This is a genomic window from Lysobacter yananisis, from assembly GCF_031199375.1.
Taxonomy (GTDB): domain Bacteria; phylum Pseudomonadota; class Gammaproteobacteria; order Xanthomonadales; family Xanthomonadaceae; genus Lysobacter; species Lysobacter yananisis.
In genome coordinates this window covers 3,230,247-3,253,245 of sequence record NZ_CP133568.1, presented here as the reverse complement: position 1 = coordinate 3,253,245, position 22,999 = coordinate 3,230,247, and the positions used below count along the sequence as shown (strand labels likewise).

At 68.9% G+C, this 22,999-nt stretch carries 12 protein-coding genes and 3 pseudogenes; 2 read left to right on the top strand and 13 right to left on the bottom strand.

The features are described from left to right. Positions 1-336 precede the first annotated feature (336 nt). Entirely contained in the window at positions 337-2,013 is a 1,677-nt protein-coding gene (locus RDV84_RS13740) for a M20/M25/M40 family metallo-hydrolase (RefSeq protein ID WP_309150683.1), read from the bottom strand. Positions 2,014-2,480: 467 nt separating this feature from the next. Here RDV84_RS13740 and RDV84_RS26495 point away from each other — a divergent pair, with 467 nt between their 5' ends. Continuing rightward, positions 2,481-2,729, top strand: coding sequence for a DUF6053 domain-containing protein (locus RDV84_RS26495; protein ID WP_425606391.1), 249 nt, complete (start codon positions 2,481-2,483; stop codon positions 2,727-2,729). A 70-nt stretch (positions 2,730-2,799) separates the two neighbouring features. Here RDV84_RS26495 and RDV84_RS13735 read toward each other — a convergent pair whose 3' ends face one another. The 3 genes from RDV84_RS13735 to RDV84_RS26490 form a co-directional block, all read right to left on the bottom strand. After that, a complete protein-coding gene (locus RDV84_RS13735; RefSeq protein ID WP_309150682.1) occupies positions 2,800-5,085 on the bottom strand; it encodes a M14 family zinc carboxypeptidase in 2,286 nt (761 codons plus the stop codon). Between the two features lie 409 nt (positions 5,086-5,494). Beyond that, entirely contained in the window at positions 5,495-7,510 is a 2,016-nt protein-coding gene (locus RDV84_RS13730; RefSeq protein ID WP_078999591.1) for a proprotein convertase P-domain-containing protein, read from the bottom strand. A gap of 446 nt (positions 7,511-7,956) precedes the next feature. Continuing rightward, positions 7,957-8,409, bottom strand: a complete 453-nt coding sequence (locus tag RDV84_RS26490) for a DUF6053 domain-containing protein (RefSeq protein ID WP_425606262.1) — start codon at positions 8,407-8,409, stop codon at positions 7,957-7,959. Between the two features lie 50 nt (positions 8,410-8,459). Here RDV84_RS26490 and RDV84_RS27350 point away from each other — a divergent pair. Next, a pseudogene (locus tag RDV84_RS27350) lies at positions 8,460-8,549 on the top strand (DUF6053 domain-containing protein); the annotation flags it as partial. Between the two features lie 102 nt (positions 8,550-8,651). Here RDV84_RS27350 and RDV84_RS13725 read toward each other — a convergent pair. From RDV84_RS13725 to RDV84_RS13690, 9 genes and pseudogenes are all read right to left on the bottom strand, one after another. After that, positions 8,652-10,688 carry a PKD domain-containing protein gene (locus RDV84_RS13725; protein WP_309150681.1) on the bottom strand — a complete coding sequence of 679 codons (2,037 nt, stop codon included), beginning with the start codon at positions 10,686-10,688 and terminating at the stop codon, positions 8,652-8,654. A gap of 510 nt (positions 10,689-11,198) precedes the next feature. Then, positions 11,199-13,127 carry a M12 family metallo-peptidase gene (locus RDV84_RS13720; protein ID WP_267272082.1) on the bottom strand — a complete coding sequence of 643 codons (1,929 nt, stop codon included), beginning with the start codon at positions 13,125-13,127 and terminating at the stop codon, positions 11,199-11,201. Between the two features lie 344 nt (positions 13,128-13,471). Next, positions 13,472-14,029, bottom strand: a complete 558-nt coding sequence (locus RDV84_RS13715; RefSeq protein ID WP_309150680.1) for a hypothetical protein — start codon at positions 14,027-14,029, stop codon at positions 13,472-13,474. 260 nt (positions 14,030-14,289) lie between these two features. Then, a complete protein-coding gene (locus RDV84_RS13710; protein WP_309150679.1) occupies positions 14,290-16,164 on the bottom strand; it encodes a S8 family serine peptidase in 1,875 nt (624 codons plus the stop codon). A 454-nt stretch (positions 16,165-16,618) separates the two neighbouring features. Further along, positions 16,619-18,010, bottom strand: coding sequence for a S8 family serine peptidase (locus RDV84_RS13705; RefSeq protein ID WP_309150678.1), 1,392 nt, complete (start codon positions 18,008-18,010; stop codon positions 16,619-16,621). 523 nt (positions 18,011-18,533) lie between these two features. Then, a pseudogene (locus RDV84_RS26480) lies at positions 18,534-18,764 on the bottom strand (proprotein convertase P-domain-containing protein); the annotation flags it as partial. 144 nt (positions 18,765-18,908) lie between these two features. After that, positions 18,909-20,594 (bottom strand): annotated as a pseudogene (locus RDV84_RS13700) (S8 family serine peptidase); the annotation flags it as partial. A gap of 125 nt (positions 20,595-20,719) precedes the next feature. Then, complete coding sequence (locus tag RDV84_RS13695; RefSeq protein WP_309150676.1) at positions 20,720-21,058, bottom strand: hypothetical protein; 339 nt, start codon at positions 21,056-21,058, stop codon at positions 20,720-20,722. 85 nt (positions 21,059-21,143) lie between these two features. Next, positions 21,144-22,922 (bottom strand): S8 family peptidase, encoded by a 1,779-nt coding sequence (locus tag RDV84_RS13690; RefSeq protein WP_057948596.1) that lies wholly within the window; start codon positions 22,920-22,922, stop codon positions 21,144-21,146. Between the last annotated feature and the right edge of the window lie 77 nt (positions 22,923-22,999).

The window sequence follows — 22,999 nt, the reverse complement described above, 5'->3', positions numbered from 1 at the left end:
CGCTAAGCCGCGGCCGCGGCGGCCTGGCGCGCGACGCGCACGGCCTCGACGCCGACGCGCGTGACCGGGGTCATGCAACGCGCCGAATCGGACGCGTCCCAAGCGAATCGGTATCGCGTTCGCGCGTCCGCCGTCCTGGCCTGCGTGCCGCATGCGAAAAAGAAAACCCCGGCCGGGGCCGGGGCGCGAACGTCTTCGCCAAGTTGGGAAGCGTCGCCGCGCGACGCATGCCCGCGCGGCGAAGCGGTGCGGCGAGCTACGGCCCGGCCAGCGCCGGCGCGAAACGCACCGGATCGCGACAGGCCGGGCCGCAACCGCCGGTTCGGCGGCGCACCGTCAGAACGTGATGCTCCACTTGACGATGCGGCCGGTGTCGCCCGGGCCGTTGTCGTTGACCCGCAGCTTCCACTGGCCGTTGAGCGCCTCGCTCGACACGTCCACGGTGTAGGTCTGCTCCAGGTTGTCGGCGCTGCCGCCGCTGCGGTTGTGCAGGTTGTAGAGCGAGCCGTCCGGCGCGACCAGGTCGACCTTCAGATCGCCGCGATAGGTGTGCACGATGCTGACGTACACCTGCGCGTTGGCCGGCCCGTTGCCGGTGCGGCCGGACACCGGGATCGGGCTGTCGACGGTGGCGTTGTCGTTGATCGCATACGCGGTGGCGTTGCTGTAGGTCTGGGTGCCCGGCCCCGGCCCGGGGCCGCTGCCGGCGGTCTTGCCGAGTTCGCCGACGAAGGCCAGGCCGAGCTTGGCGAACGGCACGCTGTTGGCCGCCGAGTTACCCATATTGGCCAGCGTGTCCGAGGGCGAGTGGATGTACGGCGAGTAGCCGCCGCCGGAGGTGCCGCTCTCGAAGTAGATCGCCGCCGGGAAACCGGACGAGGTCCACGACGCGTGGTCGGAGCAACCGTAGCCGCAGGTGTAGCTGCCCAGCGTGCCGCCGAGGTAGGTCGCGTGCAGGTCGCGCAGGAACTGCTGCAGCGCCGAGTTGGAGTAGTCGGTGACCAGACGCACCGGGTTGGCGCCGCCGTTGCGGTAGTTGGTCATGTCCAGCTGCAGCACGCCGACCACGTTGACGCCGCGGTTCTTGAAATCGGTGGCGATCGCCTTGGAACCGCGCAGGCCCACTTCCTCGGCGGCGTAGCCCATGAACTTGATCGTGCGCTTGGGCTTGTAGCCGCTGGCCAGTGCCACGCGCAGCACTTCGGTCAGGGTGGCGATGCCGGAGGCGTCGTCGTCGGCGCCCGGCGCGTTCATCGCATCGCCGCTGCCGCTGCTGGAGATCGAGTCCAGGTGCGCGCCGAGCACGACCACTTCGTTGGGCAGTTCGCTGCCCTGGATGGTCAGGATCGCCGAGGGCTGGGTCGAGCAGTTGGTGCAGCCGGTGTAGAGCTCGGCGCTGACATCGCTGCGGCCGTTGGCCAGCGCCAGCCAGGTGTCCTTGATCCAGGTCGCCGAGGTGCGGCCGTGGGTGGAGGCGTAGTAGCGGTTCGGATACTGCGTGGACAGATGGTTGATGGTGCCGCGGATGTTCGCCTCGCTGACCTGGCTCAACCACGGATTGACCGTGGCCTGGTTGTCGACGGTGTAGGTCGCGAACAGGGTCTCGATGGCCTCGCGGCTGCGGTCGGCCTTGACGAAGTCCTCGGCCTCGCGACGGCTGTCGAAGGCGAAATAGCCGCCGCAGCGCTTCTCGTTTTCGTGGACGTGGCGGATCAGGTCCGGCAACTGGTGGGTCTTGAGTTCGGCGATCACCAGCGGCTTGCCGATCGCGTTGCTCAGGCCGCTAGCGTTCTTGGCCAGGCTCTGCACGCCGGCGTCGAAGGTCTGGCGCGAGGTGACGATGTAGACCGGCTTGAACGGATCGTCGCTGGCGTCGGCGGGGCGCGCATGGTCGTGGCCATGGTTTTGCGCGTACGCCGGCGGGAGCGCGGCGGCGAGCGCCAGCGCGAGCGCGACGGGTGCGAGGCGGAAGCAGGCGGACCGGGCGTACGGGGAAGCGGATTGCGGTTTCACGGAAAACGCTCCTGGATCGGGCGTCTGCGGCGGATGCTCCGGCATCGGCGCGCGACGCGGTGGACGGAACGGCGTGCGCGTCGCGCACGTCGCGAGGACTTGCTGCGCGTGAAAGCGCGTTCGAGCCGTACGGGGGAGAACGATCCGATGCGCCCGGGATTCGACGCTAAGCGCGCGGGCGCGCAGCGACAAGCGACAAGCGAAGCGAACGCACATTCGCGATCGTGACTGGGGTCATGCAACCGCGCAGTAAACGCTTACGGCTTGCGTTCGCCGGCATATGCATGCAGGAAATCCCTATATTTTCAGTGTTTCGCCGACTGAAACTCCGTGCCGATGCCGAAGCGGCGTTCGCGGCGGCGCGGTTGCATGCGAGGCGGTATGGACAGAAGACCTCGTAATTCCAGCCCCTTTCTGCATCGACAGCGCTCGCATCGTGGGAGGGGCTTCAGCCCCGATGCTTTTCGATCCGAGGCGGCGCCGCAACCGGAAACAAGAGCATCGGGCCTGAAGGCCCTCCCACAAAAGCAAAAAGCCTCGGCGCTCGTGGTATCGGTTCTTGTGGGCCAGTTCGTGCGCCGCCGGCTCTCGCAACAGCCGCTCTTGTGAGAGCAGCACCAGCTCTTGAAGACCCGCTCTTGTGGGAGGGGCTTCAGCCCCGACGCTTTCCGATCCGATGCGACAACCGCGACAACAAACAAGAGCCGCGGACCTGAAACCCTTTCCGGAAAAACGAAGCCCCGGCATGCGCCGGGGCTTCGCAAGCGCAGCATCCGCAACGATCGATCAGAAGGTGAGGCTCCAGCTGTCGATCCGCCCGGTGTCGCCGTTGGCGTTGTCGTTGACCCGCAGCTTCCAGGTGCCGTTGAGCGCCTCGCTCGACAGGTCCTTGTTGAAGGTGCCGATGACGTTGTCGGCGCTGCCGCCGGTACGGTTGTGGATGTTGTAGACGGTACCGTCCGGCGCGACCAGATCGACCTTCAGGTCGCTCTTGTAGGTGTGGTAGATGGTCACCTGCACCGGCGTGCTGGCCGCGCCGTTGCCGCTGCGGCCGGACACCACGATCGGGCTTTCCACCGTGGCGCTGTCGGCGATCGCCACGTCGGTGTCGTTGCGATAGGTCTGCGCGCCGCCGCTGCTCACCGTCACCGAGGCGGTCTTGGTGTTGGTGCTGCCGTCGTCGTCGGTCACGGTCAGGGCGACGCTGTAGGTGCCGGCGGCCGCATACGTCTTGCTCGGATTGGTCGCGGTCGATGTGCTGCCGTCGCCGAAGCTCCAGCTGCGCGAGACGATGGTCCCGTCGCTGTCGCTGGAGGTGTCGGTGAAGCTCGCGCTGAGCCCGCTGGTGGTGCTGCTGAAGTTCGCCACCGGCGGATTGTTGGTACCGGGGCCGCCACCGGTCACGGTGAAGCGCGCGGCGTTGGGCGTGCCCGGCTTGCCCGAGGCGTCGGTGCCCTGCACATAGACCGTATGCACGCCGGCGGCGAGGCCGCTGGTGGGAATCGAGCCGGTGACGTTCTCGTTGCTGCTGTTGAAGCTGCCGTCGCTCGCGCTCAGCGCGATGCCGACCGCCCCGCTCGCCCACGGCGGCGTGTCGATGTAGGCGCGCGCCGAGGCGATGTTCTGCACCGGCTCGCTGCCGTTGCTCTGGTTGAACACGCCATCGTTGACGTTGGCGGTGACCGTCACCGGGGTGCCCGCCGGCACCGAGGCCGACGAGACGCCGACCGAGGTGGTGTCCGGGCCGCTCGGCAGCGTGTAAGGCGCCCACAAGGCGCGGGCGACATAGCGCAGCGTCCTGAGGTTGTTCGGCAAGGTAGTGCCGGTGAAGCTGCTGCAGCTTTCGAAGAAGCTGCCGCCCAGTTCGATGGTGTAGCCCGGCACGCCGAGCAGACCGTACATGGTGTCGTCGGTGGTGCCGTCGGTCCCGTACAGTTCGTTGGACTGCTGCGGCCGGTAGCCGTTGAAGTAGGCCATGCGCCGGCCGAAGGTCTGCAGCGCGTCGCGGTTCGGCGCCGGGTTGACGGTGTCGCCCCACGACCACAGCACCAGATCGGCCGCGCTGTGGATGTCGATGAACACGCCTTGATAGTCCGCCGGCGCCGGCGTGGTCACGTCGTCGCTGCGGCGGTCGGGGAAGATGCCGCCGCTGTAGACGCCGTTGCTGCCGCGGGTGCCGGCGACCAGGCGCATCAGGTTCTGGGTTTCCGGGTCCGAGCTCGGGGTCGGGCCGCGATAGGTCTCGGCGCACTGGTTGCCGCTGGAGCCGCCGGACACGGTATTCCAGTGATACGGGAAGTTGCGGTTGAGGTCGGTGCCGTAGCTGCTCGCGCTGCAGCTGCCGCCGTTGCTGTTGTTGACGTTCTTGCGCCACGACGAGCCGGCCTCGGCTTTCTTGCGTCCGTCGGGATTGGCGTTGAGCACCAGCTGGAAGGCGAAGTTGTCGAGCAGCCAGGTCGCTTCGGCGTCGGTACCGTAGCCATTGACCAAACCTTCGGCGAAGCGGGTGACCAGTTCCGCCGGCGCGTATTCGCGCGCGTGGATCGAACCGAACAGCACCAGGGTCGGCTTGTTCGGCAGCGCCGCGTCGGTAGCCGAGTTGGTGATCTTGAACACCTTCATGTCGTAGCCGGTGCCGGCGTTCTGGGTCTTCTGCCAGCTCGGGCCGATCACGCGCACGCTGGCCAGGTTCGGCTTGCTCGCCGCCAGCTGGTCCATGGTCTGGTAGGTCTCTTCGACCGTGCGGAAGCAAGCGTAGCCGGGGATGCTCTTGGCGCCGGGGAGCGCGGACTTCAGCGCGCTTTGCAGGCGCTGCATCTGCGCGGTGGACTCCTGGTCGAGCTCGTACTTGAAGCCGGCGGCGCGCAGCGCGGCCAGATCCTCGGGCATGGCCTCGACTTTCACGGTCCTGGCCTGGCGGTCGACGATCAAGTGCTGGAAGCGCGATGCGATGCGCTGCAGTTGCTTGGGGTTGTCGTACTTGGCGGTGACGAACACGGGTTGCTCGTCGGCGGCCGCGGCGCTGGCGGACAGGGCCAGCAACAGCGGCAGCGCGGCAATTTGGAAGCGCATTGGGAGACTCTCCATGGACCGGTGCGGTGTGGGCAGCGACGCGGAGGCGTGCCGGAGTCATGCTTGGATGCGGCGTGCGCGCTGGCAAGCGCCGTGCGGCGCGCAATGGCAGCGCTTTCGTGAAGCAGACCAGCAGAATGCAGCTGTGCGAATCAGCGCACAGTTCCGTGCGTTGCGACGAAGCCGTCCCTGCAGGAGCGGCGCGAGCCGCGGCCGCGAATCCACAATGAGAGCGCAAGCATCCGCGGCCCGCGACAGCGGCAGTCGTCGCGCACCAGTGCCGGGTTCGTCGCAGGCGCGGATTCGCGGTCGCGGCTCGCGCCGCTCCTACAGGGGGAACCGAAACTTCATCGCCGCAAAAAAGCCGCGGCCCGAAGGCCGCGGCGTGGTGCGGGTCAAACCGGCTGCATCAGAAGGTGATGCTCCACTTGTCGATGCGGCCGGTATCGGCAGTGGCGTTGTCGTTCACCCGCAGCTTCCAGGTGCCGTTGAGCGCCTCGCTCGACAGGTCCTTGGTGTAGGTCTGGATGATGTTGTCGGCGCTGCCGCCGGTGCGGTTGTGCAGGTTGTAGACCGTGCCGTCCGGCGCGACCAGGTCGACCTTCAGGTCGCTGCGGTAGGTGTGGTAGATCGTCACCTGGATCGGCGTGGTCGCCGAACCGTTGCCGCTGCGGCCGGACACGGTGATCGGGCTTTCCACCGTCGCGTTGTCGGTGATCGCCACATCGGTGTCGTTGGTGTAGGTCTGCGCACCCGGGCCGCCGGACACCGTGACCGAACCGGTCTTGGTGTTGGTGGCGCCGCCGTTGTCGGTCACCGTCAGGGTGACGGTGTAGGTGCCCGCCGCGGCGTAAGTGCGGGTCGGGTTGGTCGCGGTCGAGGTACTGCCGTCGCCGAAGTTCCAGCTGCGCGAGGCGATCGAGCCGTCGCTGTCGGTGGAGCTGTCGGTGAAGGTCGCGGTCAGGCCGCTGGTGGTGGAGGTGAAGTTCGCCACCGGCGGGTTGTTCGGGGTGCCGCCGCCCGAATCCACGCCGTCGATGAACTGCGCGCCGGTGCCGGCCGGGTCGAGCCAGTCGCTCAGGCGCGAGGCCGCGGCGCCGCCGCCGGTCCACGAGGTGAACACGCGGCCGTAGTAGTCGCTGCGGTTGGTGCCGGTGGCGCTGCAGCTCGACGGACCGCCGTGCAGCTGGCCCAGCACGCGCTTATCGGGGCTGTAGATCGGCGAACCCGAGGAACCCGGCTCGGTCACGCCGCCGGTCGGCTGCCACTGCACGCGCAGGTGGGTGGTGCCGGCGCCGCCGCCCCAGGCCACGAACGACGTCGGCTCGGTGACGTTGCTGATGCGCTTCTCGGCGACGTTGGGATGGTGGATGCCGATCGCGCCGGGATAGTTCTGGTCGCGACGGTCCCAACCGGCCCAGAACAGGTTGAACGCCGGATTGGCCGGGGTGTTCAGTTCGAGCAGGGTGAAGTCGGAGGTGGCGTAGGTCGCCTTGACCGTCGAACCGGTCTGGGTCTGGCTCATCGAGCCGTCGCCGTTGGCGCCGCTGGCCGGCGTGTTGGGCGCGCGGCAGGTCGAGTTCTGGTAGTTCCAGTAGACCACGATGCTGGCCGCGGTCGACGCCGTACCCATGCCGCAGTGGTGCGCGGTCAGGAAGTACATCTTCTTGTCGTTGGCGGTGTTGTTGACCAGCGAACCGGTGCACGCCAGGGTGCCGTTCTTCGAGTACGCGCCGACCGAGCGGATGATGTCGCGGCGGCCGTCGCCCTCGGGGCAGACCACGTCGATGTTGCACGAACCCGACACGCCCTTCTCGCCGGACGCGGCGGCCAGGCGGCGCGCGAGCGGACCGAAGCCGACGTAGTCGTGGTTGACCTTGGTCAGGCGCAGCTTGAGTTCGCCGACCTTGTCGCGCGGCACCACCACTTCGATGACCGCCTCGGCGCCCGGCACCACGGCCGTCCACAGCTGGTTCATCGGGTTGTTGTTGCTGGCGTCGTACTGGCTGATCAGGCCGCGATCGCCGGCCGGCGCCTGGGTCGCCGGATACACCAGCAGGCGGCCGCCCGCGGGCATGTGGTAGTCGGTGAAGCCGAAGTTCAGCGACAGCGCCTTCTCCGAGCGCACGCGCTGGCGCCACACGGCGAACTGGCCGTCGGCGGTGTATTCCCACGCGCCGGAATTCTGCGGCGTCATGTCCACGTCCATCGCCAGGGCGAAGCGCGGAATGTCGCCGCGCTTGTCGCGCTTCAGGTCTTCGGCCTTGGCCTTGGCGACGTCGACCGCCGGCATGGTGCGCAAGGCGACCTTGTCGACGCTGGAAAGATTGGCGTTATCGAACGCCGCCGGGCGCGAGGCCGGCGCGGCGAGCGCGGCGCTGATCGACAAACCAAGCAACACCAGGGAACCACAAATGCGTTTCATTGCGTCTCTCCGTCCGTGATGTGGGCATGACCGCGACGCCCGGCTTGGCCGGTGCTGGATGGCGAACGACGTCGGGTCAGGCGGTGGGAACTGGATGCTCCAGTGAGTGAGGCGGGCGTTGCCGCATGCTTCCCCCTACAGCGTGCGTGTACGGCAGGCTTGCGTGTACGGCGGCTTGCGCGACCGAATGCATGCCTTTGAAGCGCTTCGTCGTAGCGATTGCGGTGTTACGCCGCAGTGCCCTGCCGGCGTGTCGTTGCGCGTGGCGTCGGAGTTCGTCGAAGTGGCCACGGCGCGACTGTGAATCACCCTCGTCGCGCACAACAAGACGCAAATCCGCCAGTTCCACATCGCATCCGTGCATCGCGTCACGCATACGACGAAGATTTGTTGCGGATGAAATCGGTGGCCGAAACGGGAAATCGGAATTGAGAACGCGCGCGAATTCAGAATGGGTTGAAGCGCACGGGATGCCGGAACTTCGGGGTGGGGAGGTGGCGATGGCGCGTTTTTCGGCGGGGCGGCAGGCGCGTCGGGGCTTCGATGTTGTTGTTTCGGGCGGGGTCGTCGCGACCTGAGCGCAAAGCGTCGGGACTGAAGTCCCTCCCACAGAAGCCGGAGATCCAAGTTGCGGAATCGAACGGGCAGTCGGCTTTTGCGATGCCCGCTGTTGTGGGAGGGGCTTCAGCCCCGATGCCTTTGTATCCGCTCGCCGCGACCTGAGCGGAAATCATCGGGACTGAAATCCCTCCTACAAGACACGAAGACCGTGCTGCGGAATCTGACGAGCGGTCGGCATTTGCGGTGCTTGTCATTGTGGGAGGGGCTTCAGCCCCGACGCCTTTGTATCCGGTCGCAGCGATCTGATCGGAAAGCGTCGGGACTGAAGTCCCTCCCACATAAGCCGAAGACCTGCGCTGGGGGATCGAACGAGCGGTCGGCGTTTTCGGTGCTTGCTGTTGTGGGAGGGGGGGCTTCAGCCCCGACGCTTCTGTATCAGCTCGCCGCGATCCGATCGAAAAGCATCGGGACTGAAGTCCCTCCCACGCGGCTTCCGCTGCAACGATCGCCACAAAAAACCCCGGCCGAAGCCGGGGTTTGGGGTCTTCATCGCAAGACGGCGCGAATCAGACGGCGCGCATCAGAAGGTGACGCTCCAGCTGTCGATCTTGCCGGTGTCCTGCCCGGCGCGGTCGGCGACGCGCAGCTTCCAGGCGCCGTTGAGCGCTTCGCTCGACAGGTTCTTGGTGTAGGTCTGGTCGATGTTGTCGGTGCTCGAACCGCTGCGGTTGTGCAGGTTGTAGACCGAACCGTCCGGCGCGACCAGGTCGACGATCAAATCGCCCTTGTAGGTGTGGACGATCTTGACCGCGATCTGCGCATTGCTCGGCGCGTTGCCGCTACGGCCGGACACATTGATCGTGCTGGTGACGCCGGTGGCGTTGTTGTCCGGGATGTTGACGTCGGTGCCGTTGGTGTAGGTCTGCACGCCGCTGGCATTAACGGTGACGGTCGCGGTCTTGGTGTTGCTGGCGCCGCCGTTGTCGGTGACCGTCAGCTTGACCGTATAGGTGCCCGCCGCGCTGTAGGTCTTGCTCGGATTGGTCGCGGTCGAGGTGGTGCCGTCGCCGAAGTCCCAGCTGCGCGAGGCGATCGAACCGTCGCTGTCGCTCGACGAATCGGTGAAGCTCACCGTCAGCCCGCTCGCCGACGACGCGAAGTTCGCCACCGGCGGCTGGTTGCCCGGAGTGCCGCCCGAATCCAGGCCGTTGACGAACTGCGCGCCGGTGCCGGAAGCGTCGAGCCAGTCGCTCAGGCGCGTGGCCGCGGTGCCGCCGCCGGTCCACGAGGTGAACACGCGACCGTAGTAGTCGGCCTTCTGCTCCTGCGGCACGGTGCAGCTCGACGGGCCGCCGTGCAGCTGGCCGATCACGCGCTTGTCCGGGCTGTACAGCGGCGAGCCCGAGGAACCCGGCTCGGTCACGCCGCGGTTGACGCCCCACTTCACGAACAGATGGGTGCCGTTGGCCACCGTCGGCGGGTTGTAGTCGGCGCCGCCGTAGCCGGTCTTGCGCGAGGCGCTGTCGGAGAAGCTGATGCGCTTGTCGGCGACGTTGGGATGGTGGATGGCGATCGAGCTCGGATAGTCCTGGTCGCGGCGGTCCCAGCCGGCCCAGTACAGGTTGAACGCCGAGTTGGCCGGGGTGTTGAGTTCGAGCAGGGTGAAGTCGGAAGCGGCGTTGGTCGCGCGCAGGGTCGCGCCGGTCTGGGTTTGCGTCAGCGAACCGTCGCCGTTGCTGCCGTTGGCGGCGGAACCCGGCGCGCGGCAGGTGGAGTTTTGGTAGTTCCAGTACACCACCATCGAATTGTTGGCCGCGGCGCTGGTCATGCCGCAGTGGTTGGCGGTGAGGAAGTACATCTTCTTGTCGTTCGCGGTGTTGTTCACCAGCGAACCGGTGCACCACATCGTGCCTTCCTTGGAATAGGCGCCGACCGCGCGGATGATGTCGCGGAAGCCGTTGCCCTCGGGGCAGACCACGTCGATCTCGCAGCTGCCCGAAGCGCCCGGCGTGCCGCCCGGCCGCTTGACCGCATTGACCAGATCGCTGAAGCCGACGTAGTCGTGGTTGACCTTGGCCAGGTGCAGCTTGAGCTCGCCGAGCTTGGCCTTCGGCACCACCACTTCGATCACCGCTTCGTCGCCCAGCACCACCGGCGTCCACAGCTCGCCGCGGGCGTTGTTGTCGGCGCTGGTGAAGCTGCGCACGCGGCCGGCGGCCGAGGCCGGCGCCTGGTCGGCCGGGTAGATCAGCATGCGCGCGCCGTCGGGCAGCTTGAACTTGTCGAAATGGAAGTTCAGCGAAAACGCGTCCTTGGACTCGATGCGGGTGCGCCAGATCGCGGTGTTGGCGTCGAGGTCTTCCCACACGCCGTCCTTGAGCGTGTCGATGTCGGCGCTCAGCGCGGTGGCGAAGCGCGGGATCTCGCGGCGCTGCTCGCGCTTGGCGTCCTCGACGCGCAGCTTGGCGACGTCCACCGCCGGCATGCTGCGCAGGGCGATGCGGTCGACGCGCGACAGGCGCGCGTGGTCGAACGCGGCCGGACGCAGGTTGGGGGCGGCCAGCGCGCTGCCGATGGACAGCGCGAGCAGGCCGAGAGCGAGGCAGGTACGTTTCATGTCGATCTCCATCGAAGTGGAATGCGGGCGAGGTGGAATGCGAGCAGGGTGGAAGGCCGGGCGTCGCGCAGGGCGACGGGCAGGCGGTGCGGCGTAACGGTGCGGCGGACGGTTGCAAGCGACTCACGGGCGCGAACGGCGGGGGAACCGGCGCTGCGCGGAAAACGGCAAAACAAATCGATGCGCGGTTCGAAGCGGCGACGCGCGATGACGCCCGCCACCGGCGACGCAGCGGAGCGGCGACGCGCGGTCCGAGGCGGAACCGCGCGCGGCCGCGCCCGCGACGGTCCGCGTCCGGACCGCCTGGCGTCGTCGCGTCTGCGTCGTGGCGCCGCAAGCCTGCAGGTTCGTACCGACACATGCAGCCGCGGCCGACGCGGTGGCGTTGCGCTCCCCTCGGCGCTGGAACCCGGCGACGCGCGCCTCCGGGCGGTCGGACCGGCCTTGCGGCCGTGAAGCGAACGCTTGCCGGGCCCGCGCGTCGCGATCGCGACGCGCGGGCGGACGGCATCAGAAGGTGACGCTCCAGCTGTCGATCTTGCCGGTGTCCTGCCCGGCGCGGTCGGCGACGCGCAGCTTCCAGGCGCCGTTGAGCGCTTCGCTCGACAGGTTCTTGGTGTAGGTCTGGTCGATGTTGTCGGCGCTGCCGCCGCTGCGGTTGTGCAGGTTGTAGACCGAGCCGTCCGGCGCGACCAGGTCGACGATCAGGTCGCCCTTGTAGGTGTGGACGATCTTGACCGCGATCTGCGCATTGCTCGGCGCGTTGCCGCTGCGGCCGGACACGTTGATCGTGCTGGTGACGCCGGTGGCGTTGTTGTCCGGGATGTTGACGTCGGTGCCGTTGGTGTAGGTCTGCACGCCGCTGGCGTTGACGGTGACGGTCGCGGTCTTGGTGTTGCTGGCGCCGCCGTTGTCGGTGACCGTCAGCTTGACCGTGTAGGTGCCCGCCGCGCTGTAGGTCTTGCTCGGGTTGGTCGCAGTCGAGGTGGTGCCGTCGCCGAAGTCCCAGCTGCGCGAGGCGATCGAGCCGTCGCTGTCGGTCGACGAATCGGTGAAGCTCACCGTCAACCCGCTCGCCGACGACGCGAAGTTCGCCACCGGCGCGGTGTTGCCGCCCGGCGCGCCGCGGAACGCCGCCACCGCGGCCTTGGTCTGCACCAGCACGCGCTGGTTGTGGTTGCGGTCGGCCGTGCCCATGGCGATGCCGTTGTAGGTCACGTCCGGGTTCGACCAGTAGTTCAGGCGCGGGCAACCGCCGCTGCAGGCGTAGGCCATGATCGTGCGCCACTTGCTGCCGCCGGCCGGCTCGTAGCGGTAGCCGTGGCCGTAGGCGTAGGGCGTGTTGGTCGGATCGGCGGCGGGATCGTGGCGTGCCGACAGGAGGTGGCCGATCTCGTGGGCGAAGCTGTAGTAGCCGGTGGCGCAGTCGTAATGCACGGTCGCGAACGCGGTCGCCGCGGTCGAGCCGATCGAATGGGCCAGGCCGCAGTTGCCGGCGTCGTCGATGATCAGCACGCTGACGTCGGCGGCGTTGGCGTCGCGCGAGGCGTGGATGTCGTCCATGTAGCCGTCGGCGGGATCGGCGAAGCGCTCTTCGTCGGTGAAGTGGCCATCGCCGGCCGAGGTGTACTCGACGGTGCGGTAGTTGGCCAGTTCCAGCTGGATGCCGACGTTGGAGTTGGCGTAGCCCTGGTTGCTCTCGGCGATGGCCAGGTCGACCAGCGCGCGCATGTCGCCGCCGTAGGCGGTCACCGCCTGGTTGGTGGCGACCACCTGCACGCGGATGGTCGCGGTCGCGCCGGGATCGACCGCGGCGGGACCGACCGCGGCGAGCGCGGCGCGGCTGGCGGCGCGCATGTCGATCTGCGGCAGGTCCGAATCGCGATAGCCCTGCGGATGGTCCGGCGGCATGCGGCTCTCGTCGACCTCGACCACCGCGTGGGTGCCGTCGGCGAGCGGACGGATGCGGTAGAGCCTGCCGTCCACGCGCACGTTGCCGGTGACGCCGTCGCCGCGGCGCACCAGCGCGACCGAGTTGCGCTCGTCGCGGCGTACTTCGCGCGCGTCGTGGCCGACAGACTTGGCATTCTCTTTCAAATGCCCCAACCACACCGTAGCGCCGTCGCCGGTATCGCGCGCGCTGTCGAGCACGGCATCGACGAGCCTGGAACCCAGGCGCAGTTCGATCTCGCGCGTGGCCTTGGACACCACGGCCGCATCGGCGCGCTTGAGCTGCAGCGACATCGTCGCCGGCGCGGCGGCGAGTCGGTTGGCGCCGGCCACGGCGGCGGATTGCGCGCCGGCGAGGCTCGCTCGTGCGGCGGGCGCATCGGCGACGAACAACGGCTGGGCGGCGAAAGCCGGGAATACCGAGACGGCGGACAACAGTACGGCGGCACGCGCGGCGTTGCGCGCGCGCAGGCGAGTGATGGTGCGCATTTTGTTCAACCCCCGAGGTCGAAGGCCGCGGACGCGGCCGAAAGGATGGCTATAGCGCCGGTGCGTCGTCCGCGCATGCGTCGGGCTGCGCGGACGCGACCGGTCTTGCTGCGGATCGGTTCGTCGTTCCGGCCGCATCACGAAGCTAGCGGCATCGCACCGGCAGCGGCAACGGTTGGCAAGCGATTGCCGGGCTCACCTTCGTGATGCCGGTCATGCATCGTAAAACTGCTTCGGAAGTGTGATTTCGCGCGTCTCACGCGGCGATACGCACACAATAAAAAACCCCGGACAAGCCGGGGTTTTTCGTAATTCCTGGCGCGACGCGCGCCGGCGCTACGCGATCACTTGTCGACCGGCGCGGGGCTGCGAATGATCGGCCCGAGCGAGATGTGGTTGTCCGGTTCGATGAACTGCACATCGGGATCGGCGGCGAAGGCTTGCATCAACGCGACCGCCTCGGCGCGATCGAGCGCGGGCGCGACGCTGAAGACATCGGCGTTGATGCCCATGCGGTGCTTCCAGGTCAGCTTGAGCCCGCGCTTGCCCAACTGCCCGGCGGTGCGGTCCAGGCGCGGCTGCACCGCGCCGAGCTGCTTGAGCGGCTGCGAATCGTCGCGGTACTTGACGATGAACTGGCCGAACGGGCCGGCGCCGGCCGGTTCGCCGACCTCGGCCTTGGGCTTGCGGGGATCGGCGGCGCGATCGGACGGCATGGGCTGGGGCTCCGGCGTGGGGACGGCATCGACCGAGGCTTCGCTCGGCGGGTTAGGCGCGGACTCCGGCGTGGGCGACGCGGCGGCATCCGACGAGGCGCTGCCGGAGGCCATGCAGGCGCCGACCGCCAGGCACAGCGAGACCGCGATGACCGAGGGGACGAAGCGGCGGGACAGAGGCGACATGCGGGCGGCTCCTTCGAGGTACGGAATAATCTGCAACGCGCCAGCGCGCGCGCCGGGGTCGATGGGGGTCGCGGGAACCCCGCGGTCGGACTTGGACCGGCCGCCGCTGTGCATTCTCCCACGCCCGCGACGCTCGGGGGTGCGCAGCCCCGCCTGCCTCGCGCCCTGCAAGCGAAAGGCCCCGGCCGAAGCCGGGGCCCTGATTCAGCCGGGAAACTCGCAACGGCGGCAGCGCCCGCGGCCGCCGAAGTTCATCCGAGTCAGAAGTTCAGGCTCCAGCTCTGGATCTGGCCGGTATCCTGCGCGGCGCGATCCGCCGCGCGCAGCCGCCAAGTGCCGTTGAGCGCTTCGCTGGACAGATTCACGGTGAACGTGCCGGTCACATTGTCCGCACCGGCGCCGCTGCGGTTGTGCAAGTTGTAGACCGAACCGTCCGGTGCGAGCAGATCGACGATCAGGTCGCCGCGATAGCTGTGGACGATGTTCAACGTCACCTTCGAATCGCTGGGCGCATTGCCGCTGCGGCCGGAGACCACGATGCTGCTGGTGGCGCCAGCGGCATTGTTGTCCGGAATCGCGACCGCCCCGGTGCTGTTGTAGGTCTGCGCGCCAGTGCCCGGGCCGGGACCGGTGGAACCGGCCGCCGCGACGACCGCGGCCGCTGCGTCGACCAGGCCGGGGCCGCAACCGCCCGGGCACTGGCCGGCCGGGATCGGACGCGCGGTGCTGGCGAGGAGTTGGCGCACCTGCTCGAACGTCTTGGGCGTGGGCGACGCGGCCTGGATCAGCGCCACCACGCCGGCGACGTGCGGGGCCGCCATCGAGGTGCCCTGCATGAAGCCATAACCGTTGCCGTTCACCGTCGACAGGATGCCCTGGGCGGGATGGCTGCGCGTGCAGCTCGGCGCGGCGCCCAACGGCAGGAACTCGGTGTCCGGCGAGCAGGTCTCGCCGCCCGGCGCGGTGATGTCGATCGCGCCGCCGTAGCTGGAATAGAACGCGCGGTTGCCGGCCTGGTCGCTGGCCGCCACGCCGATGACGTTGTTGCAGCCGACCGGAGTGGCGCCGGCGGAGTCGATGTTGCTGTTGCCGGCCGCGGCGACCACGATCGCGCCGTTGGCGGTCGCGGTGTTGATCGCCTGCTGGTACGCCGGCATCTGCGAACACGGCAGGTCGAGACCGAGCGAAAGATTGATCACTTCGGCCGGATTCGCGTTGGCCGGCGCACCGGGCACGCTGCCGCCGGAGGCCCACACGATGGCGTCGACGATATCCGAGGTGGCACCCGAACCGTACTTGCCCAGGGCGCGAATCGGCACCACGCGCGCGCCATAGGCGACGCCGGCGACGCCGGTGGCGTTGTTGGTCACGGCACCGACGGTGCCGGCCACGTGGGTGCCGTGCACGCTGCTGGTCGCGGCCGAACTATCGAGCGGATCGCCGTCGCGGCCGTTGCCGTCCTCGGAGGCGCCGCAGTCCGATCCCCTCGAACAGGCCCCGCCGGCGATCGAGCTGACGAAGTCGTAGCCCGGCAAAACGTTGCCGTTGAGATCGGTGTGGGAAACGATGCCGCTGTCGACGACCGCGACCACCACGCCCGTGCCGGTCGTGGTGTTCCAGGCCGTGGGCGCGCGGATGCCGGCAGCGCTGTCGGCATAATGCCACTGCTCGCCGAAACGGGTGTCGTTGGGCACCGCCCAGGCCTGCATGATGTAGTCCGGCTGCACCCAGTCCACGCTCGAATCGCTGGCGAGCTGCTGGATCAGCGCGCGCGCTTCCTCGCTGTTCATGCCCTGGTCGGTGACGATCACGTCGGCGCCCAGCGTCATGCGGCGCAAACGCTGCAAGCCCAGCTTCTTGCCCTTGGATGCGGCCGGCAGGACGACGCGCGCGGCGGCGCGGTCCAGCACCGCGTCGATCGCGCCCAGCGCCGAAGCCGAGCGCGCGACGGACGCCGTCGCAGGCGCGGAATCCTTGAACTTGACTATCAGCCGACCATAGGACTGCCCGGCCTTGAGCCCGGCGACCTCGGCTTGGCCGGCGAAGGCCGGCGCGGCGGCGATGGCACCCAGAGCGAACGCGGTGGCGGCCGCGAGCACATGCACACGGTGGCGGCGGTTGGAATGCAACGACATGTTGGTGATTACCCCTTTGAACGCCGCAATGCGGCTGAAGAGGCGATGCCCGACGCGCCAACGTACGTTGTCGGCGCCTGCGCGCATCGCCATTCGCTGCGAACACCCCCTGCAGCGCAGCCTTTAAGCTGCAGCGACCGCACCGATCGCAACAAGCGCCGCTCCGACTCGAAAAGGTCGAGCTTGTGTGATTCGTATCACGAAAAAATAGAACTAGGACGCGTCCTAATCGATAACGATCAGCGGGATTTCCCCCTGCTCGCCACGATCGAGCACGCGGCCGAATACACCGTTTGTATTCCTTGAATATGCAGTCCTCACTGATCCGATCACCCTAGCCTGTCGACGGGATCGCATCGCCGCGCGCCATGATCGGTAGCGATCCACGCCGGGAGCGCAGCGCGTGGCTGCGCATCCCGGCGTTGCGACCGGCCTGCGCGCGGCCGCGCCGCGCTCAGCGAGACGACTGCGCCGCCGCGACCGCCGCGGCCGCGTCCACCAGACCGGCGCCGCAACCGCGCGAGCACTTGCTCGCCGGGATCGGCCGCGCCGTGCTCTTGAGCAACGCCTCGACCTGCGCCGGCGTCTTGCCCGGCGCCAGCGAGCGCACCAGCGCGGCGACGCCGGCGACGTGCGGGCTGGCCATCGAGGTGCCCGACATCGCGCCGTAGCCGTTGTTGGCGACGGTGGACTGCACCTGGTTGAACAAGCCGTCGCCGCCCGGCGCGGCGAGGTCGATCTTCGCGCCCCAGGCCGAGAACGAGGACTTCGCGCCGTTCTTGTCGGTCGCGGCGACCGCGACGACGTTGTTGCAGCCGGCCGGCACGTTGCCGCTCACGTCGTTGTTGCCGTTGCCGGCCGCGACCACCACCAGTGCGCCGTTCGCCGCCGCCGCATCGACGCCGGCCTGCCACGCCGGCGTGCAGGCGATGTCGCTGCCGAGCGAGACGTTGATGACTTCGGCCGGATTGAGGTTGTCCGGCACGCCGGCGACATGCCCGCCGGAGGCCCAGACGATCGCGTCGATGGTGTCGGAATGGGCGTTGTAGCCCTGCGAACCGGCGGCGCGCACCGGCACGATCTTGGCGGCGTGGGCGATGCCGGCCACGCCGAGGCCGTTGTTGGTCACCGCGGCGATGGTGCCGGCGACGTGGTTGCCGTGCGGGATGTTGCCGGCGTCGTGCGGGTTGGCGTCGCGGCCGTCGCCGTCGAGCGACTTGCCGCAGCCGGCCGAGAGGCCGTCGATCGCGCATTCGGCGGCGTTGCGGCCGTTGACCGCGCTGACGAAGTCGTAGCCCGGCAGCACGTTGGCGTTGAGGTCGGTGTGCGACAGGATGCCGCTGTCGACCACCGCCACCACCACGCCGGCGCCGGCGGTGGCGTTCCAGGCGGTCGGCGCGCGGATGCCGGCGGCGGTGTCGGCGTAATGCCACTGGCGCGAGAACTGCGGATCGTTCGGGGTCATCTTCACCGTCACCCCGCCGTCGACCTGGACGAATTCGACGTTCGGATCGGCGGCGAGCTGGCGCATCAGCGCCGTCGCCTGCGCGCGCTTGAGCGGCCCCGGCGTCGCCACCACGCGCATGCCCGGCAGGGCCATCGCGCGCAGCGCGCTGAGCGTCGGCGCGCCGGCGCGGACGGCGGCGGCGTCCAGCGCCGCCTTCATCGCCGCGACCTCGCGCGACGGCGCGCTGCCGCCGCGGAACTTGACGATGTACTGGTGGTTGCCGTCGTCGCCGAGGCCGGCGAGGTGGGCCTGGCCGGCGCAGGCGGGCGCGGCCGCGCCGAGCAGCGCGAGCGCGGTGGCGGCGGCGAGTGCGTTCAGACGATGGGACGATGCGGGCATGGTCTGGCTCCTGGGAGGTGGCATAGCGGCTACGGGGCGCCGTGCGCGCATCCAACGGCGACGATGCGGCGGCGGCGTGGCGACGACCGAACAGCGAGCCGCGACGGCCCGACCGCTTCAATCTAGGCAAGAACGCCGCGGAAACAGCCCCGGAATGAGCGATGCGACCGGTGCAAACTGCGATTGCCGCTAAAGATCCGGATTGTTTAGGTCGCGTCCGAGTACGGGTTCTGCCTACGGGTTCCGCGTCGCCGAAGCCGCGGCCGCGGGATACGCCGCCCGCCCCCGCGGCCGCCACGCGATCTACCTGTAGGAGCGGCGCGAGCCGCGACCGCGGGCGCGCCGCTCGCATCGAAGGTTCGTCGCAAGCGCGTTGTCGCGGTCGCGGCTCGCGCCGCTCCTACAGTCGCTTCGGCCGCAACGCGTTCCATCCGTGGCGACGACGCACACAACGAAAAAGCCCCGGCCGAAGCCGGGGCTGAGTTCGCATCGGCGCCTGCGGCCTCGCGGCCGCGGCGGGCGATCAGAAGGTAACGCTCCAGCTGTTGATGTAGCCGGTGTCTACCGCCGCGCGATCGGCCGCACGCAGCTTCCAGCTGCCGTTGAGCGCCTCGCTCGACAGGTTCACCGTATAGGTCTTCTTGATGTTGTCGGTGCTCGAACCGGTGCGGTTGTGCAGGTTGTAGACCGAACCGTCCGGCGCGATCAGATCGACGATCAGGTCGCCCTGGTAGGTGTGGACGATGTCGACCGCGACCTGGGCATTGCTCGGAGCATTGCCGCTACGGCCGGTCACGCTGATCGAGCTGGTGATGCCGGTGGCGTTGTTGTCGGGGATGTTGGCATCGGTGCCGTTGGTGTAGGTCTGCACGCCGCCGCTGCTGCCGACGGTGACGGTCGCGGTCTTGGTGTTGCTCGCGCCGGCGTTGTCGACGACCGTCAGCTTGACCGTGTAGGTGCCGGCCGCGCTGTAGGTCTTGCTCGGGCTGGTCGCGGTCGAAGTGGTGCCGTCGCCGAAGTCCCAGCTGCGCGAGGCGATGGAGCCGTCGCTGTCGGTCGACGAATCGGTGAAGCTCACCGTCAGCCCGTTCGCCGACGACGCGAAGTTCGCCACCGGCGCCTGGTTGCCCGGCGTGCCGCCGCCGGCCGCGGCCACCGCCGCCGCTGCGTCGACCAGGCCCGAACCGCAACCGCCGGAGCACTTGTTGGCGGCGATCGGGCGCGCGGTGCTCTGCAGGATCTGCAGGATCTGCGCCGGCGTGCGCGGGCTCGACGCCGCGGCCTGGATCAGCGCGGCGATGCCGGCCACGTGCGGCGCCGCCATCGAGGTGCCGGCCATCGGGCCATAGGCGTTGCCGGACACGGTCGAGATGATGCCCTCGGTCGAGCTCGGCCCGAAGATGCCGTTCTCGCCGCCCGGCGCGGTGACGTGGATGGTCGCGCCGTAGTTCGAGTACGACGCGCGCGAGCCGGCCTTGTTGCTGGCGGCGACGCGGATCACGCCGTTGCAGCTGGCCGGGGTGAAGCCGGCGACATCGATATTGCTGTTGCCGGCAGCGACCACCACGGTCGAGCCGTTGGCGATCGCGGCGTCGATCGCCGCCTGCCACGCCGGCGTGTCGGTGCACGGCGCCGGGCCGCCGAGCGAGAGATTGATGATCTCGGCCGGGTTGGCGTTGGCCGGCACGCCGGCGACGGTGCCGCCGGAGGCCCACACCACCGCGTCGGCGATGTCCGAATCCGAACCGAAGCCCTGGTTGCCGAGCGTGCGGATCGGAACGACCTTGGCGTTGTAGGCCACGCCGGCGCCGCCGGCGCCGTTGTTGGTCACCGCCGCGATCGTGCCGGCGACGTGAGTGCCGTGGACGATGTTGGACGAGTCGTTGGGATTGGAATCGCGGCCGTCGCCGTCGTCGGACTTGCCGCAGCCCGGCGACCCGCCGGCTTCGCGGCACTCGGCGTCGGAGAAGCCGGTGGTCGAGCTGATCATGTCGTAGCCGGGCAGGATGTTGGCGTTGAGATCGGTGTGCGACAGGATGCCGCTGTCGATCACCGCGACCACGATGCCGGTGCCGGTGCTGCTGTTCCACGCGGTCGGCGCGCGGATGCCGACGGCGCTGTCGGCGTAATGCCACTGATTGCTGAAGGTGGGATCGTTCGGCGTCGCCAGCGCGCGGCGGAGGCCGTCGACCTGGACGAACTGCACGTTCGGATCGGCGGCGATCTGGCGCATCACCGCGGCGGCCTCGTCGCGGCCGAGCGCGCGGTCGGAGGCGATCACGCTGGCGCCGGGCACCAGCATGCGGCGGACCTGGCGCAGGCCCACGCGCGCGCCCTTGGACGCGGCCGGCAGCGCGAGCTTGGCCGCGGCGGCGTCGAGCGAACGCGTCAGCGCCGCGCCGCCGGACGCGGCGGCGCTGTCGTTCTTGTACTTGACGATGAAGCGGCTGTAGCTGCCGTCGGCTTTCAACGCGCCCAGGTGGGCTTCGCCGGCGAACGAAGGCGCGGCCAGCGAGGCCAGGGCCAGCGCGGTGGCGGCGGCGAGCAGGTGCGGGCGGTGACGGATGGCGGAACGCAACGACATGGTGGACCCCTCAAAAGATAAGCGCCGCAATGCGACGAAAAGAGCGCCGGCGCGCCGCCGTGGCGGGTGCGGGACACAAGACGCGGCTGGAAGGACGCGTGTGGGGTTCGCGTCCGGACCACACGCTAGCCGTCGGGGAAAAGCCTGGACAAGATGCCGCCGCCATCGATCGCGTGCGAGTAATCGATGTCGATCACAGTACGCGCATTGGTAATGAGCATCGTGCGGAGGGCGGGATTCTCGCTCACTGAGGCTTGCTCGTATTTTTTATGTGTTTTTTGTGATTGATTCTGGCAGTCGGATACGCATCGATCGTCTGCATCGCGGGGTTCGTCGTGGTCGACGCTTCGCGGTCGCGGCTTGCGCCGCTCCTGCAGGGAGATCGCGCGACCGCCGTAGCGACCGTGGGGCGGCACGAGCCGCGACCGCGCCGCGCCCTCACCGACCGCGGCGCCCTTCCCCATCCGTCGTCCCCGCAACGAAAAGCCCCGGCCGAAGCCGGGGCTGTGCTTGCATCCGCTCACGCGGCCCGCGGGCCGCGCCGCAGGATCAGAACGTGAGGCTCCAGCTGTTGATGTAGCCGGTATCGAGCGACGCGCGATCGGACACGCGCAGCTTCCAGGTGCCGTTCAACGGTTCGCTCGACAGGTTCACCGTGTAGGTCTGGACGATGTTGTCGGCACCGCCGCCGGCGCGGTTGTGCAGGTTGTAGACCGAACCGTCCGGCGCGATCAGATCGACCACGAGGTCGCCCTGGTAGGTGTGGACGATGTTGACCGCGACCTGGGCGCTGCTGGTGGCGTTGCCGGAACGGCCGGAGACCACGATGCTGCTGGTCACGCCGACCGAGCTGTTGTCCGGGATGCTGACGTCGCCGGCGTTGCTGTAGGTCTGCGTGCCCGGGTTCGGGGTGCCGCCGCCGAGCGAGTCCAGCGCCGCCTTGGCGTCGACGATGCCCACGCCGATCGGCTGGTCCGGGGTGGTCGGGAACGCGCGTGCGGTGGTCTTGAGGATGCTCTCGATCTGCGCCGGGGTCTTCGGCGTCGCCGACTTGGCCTGCAGCAGCGCGACCACGCCGGCCACGTGCGGCGTCGCCATCGAGGTGCCGCCGTAGGACGCATAGCTCTCCGAACCCGGCGTGGTGGTGCCCGAGTTGAGCGTGGACAGGATGTTCGAACCCGGCGCGGCCACATCGACCACGGTACCGTAGTTCGACTTCTGCGTGCTGCTCCACACCGAACGCTTGCCGGCGCTGTCGACCGCGCCGACGGTGATCACGTTGTTGCAGTTGGCCGGACGCGCGTTGGAGGCGTTGCCGTTGTTGTTGCCGGCCGCCACCACCACGGTCACGCCGCGCGAGACCGCGCCGTCGATCGCCGCCTGGTAGGTCGAGCCGCAGGCGCCGCTGCCGCCGAGCGACATGTTGATCACTTCGGCCGGGTTGGCGTTGGCCGGAATGCCCGACACGGTGCCGCCCGAGGCCCAGGTGATCGCGTCGGCGATGTCGGCCAGGGTGCCGCCGCACTTGCCGAGCACGCGCACCGGCACGACCTTGGCGTTGTACGCGGTGCCGGCCACGCCCTTGGCGTTGTTGGTCACCGCCGCCACCGTGCCGGCGACGTGGGTGCCGTGCCAGCTGGAGTTGCTGCTGTAGCTCACGCCGCATTCGCCGGCGGCGAACCAGTCGCCCTGATCGGCCGGGTTGGAATCGCGGCCGTTGCTGTCGCGCGCGGCGGTCGAATCGCTGATGAAGTCGTAGCCGGGCAGGATGTTGCCGTTGAGGTCGCTGTGGCTGGCGATGCCGGTGTCGATCACCGCGACGACCACGCCGGTACCGGTGCTGACGTCCCAGGCCTGGGTGGCGTTGACGCCCGAGGCGCCGTAGCCCCACTGCTCGCCGAAGCGGGTGTCGTTGGGGGTGAAGAACGCGGTCATGCGCGCGTTCTCTTCCACGTATTCCACGTTCGGGTCGAGCGCGATCTGCTGCATCAACGACTGCGCCTCGGCGCGGTCGAGCTTGCGCCCGGCCTGGACCACGTCGGCGCCGGTGCCGATGCGGCGCAGGTGCTTGAGGCCCAGCGCGCGGCCCTTGCCGGAGAAACCGGCGGCGGCGCTGTCGAGCGAGCGGCTCAGGTTGGCGGGGTTGCTGCGCGCGGCGCTGCCGTCGCGGTACTTGACGATGAACTGGTCGTGCGCGTCGGCATTCGCCAGCGCGGCCAGATTGACGCGGTCGGCGGCGGACGCCGACATCGCCACGCACGACAGCGCGGCCAGGGTGGCGGCGGCAAGCGCGTGCTGGCGCGGAGCGCCCTTGAAGCGATAGGACATGGTGAAACCCCCAAAATCGAAGTGCCGCGTCGCGGCGTATCAACGCGTGGTGGTCTGGCGGCCACGTCCTTGTCTGC

What these genes read in the sequence shown, in the direction of transcription:
- RDV84_RS13730 (WP_078999591.1), bottom strand. Translation starts at nt 7,510, where the DNA reads ATGAAACGCATTTGTGGTTCCCTGGTGTTGCTTGGTTTGTCGATCAGC.
- RDV84_RS13695 (WP_309150676.1), bottom strand. Translation starts at nt 21,058, where the DNA reads ATGGGGAAGGGCGCCGCGGTCGGTGAGGGCGCGGCGCGGTCGCGGCTC.
- RDV84_RS13705 (WP_309150678.1), bottom strand. Translation starts at nt 18,010, where the DNA reads ATGCCCGCATCGTCCCATCGTCTGAACGCACTCGCCGCCGCCACCGCG.
- RDV84_RS13720 (WP_267272082.1), bottom strand. Translation starts at nt 13,127, where the DNA reads ATGCGCACCATCACTCGCCTGCGCGCGCGCAACGCCGCGCGTGCCGCC.
- RDV84_RS13725 (WP_309150681.1), bottom strand. Translation starts at nt 10,688, where the DNA reads ATGAAACGTACCTGCCTCGCTCTCGGCCTGCTCGCGCTGTCCATCGGC.
- RDV84_RS13710 (WP_309150679.1), bottom strand. Translation starts at nt 16,164, where the DNA reads ATGTCGTTGCATTCCAACCGCCGCCACCGTGTGCATGTGCTCGCGGCC.
- RDV84_RS13690 (WP_057948596.1), bottom strand. Translation starts at nt 22,922, where the DNA reads ATGTCCTATCGCTTCAAGGGCGCTCCGCGCCAGCACGCGCTTGCCGCC.
- RDV84_RS13715 (WP_309150680.1), bottom strand. Translation starts at nt 14,029, where the DNA reads ATGTCGCCTCTGTCCCGCCGCTTCGTCCCCTCGGTCATCGCGGTCTCG.
- RDV84_RS13735 (WP_309150682.1), bottom strand. Translation starts at nt 5,085, where the DNA reads ATGCGCTTCCAAATTGCCGCGCTGCCGCTGTTGCTGGCCCTGTCCGCC.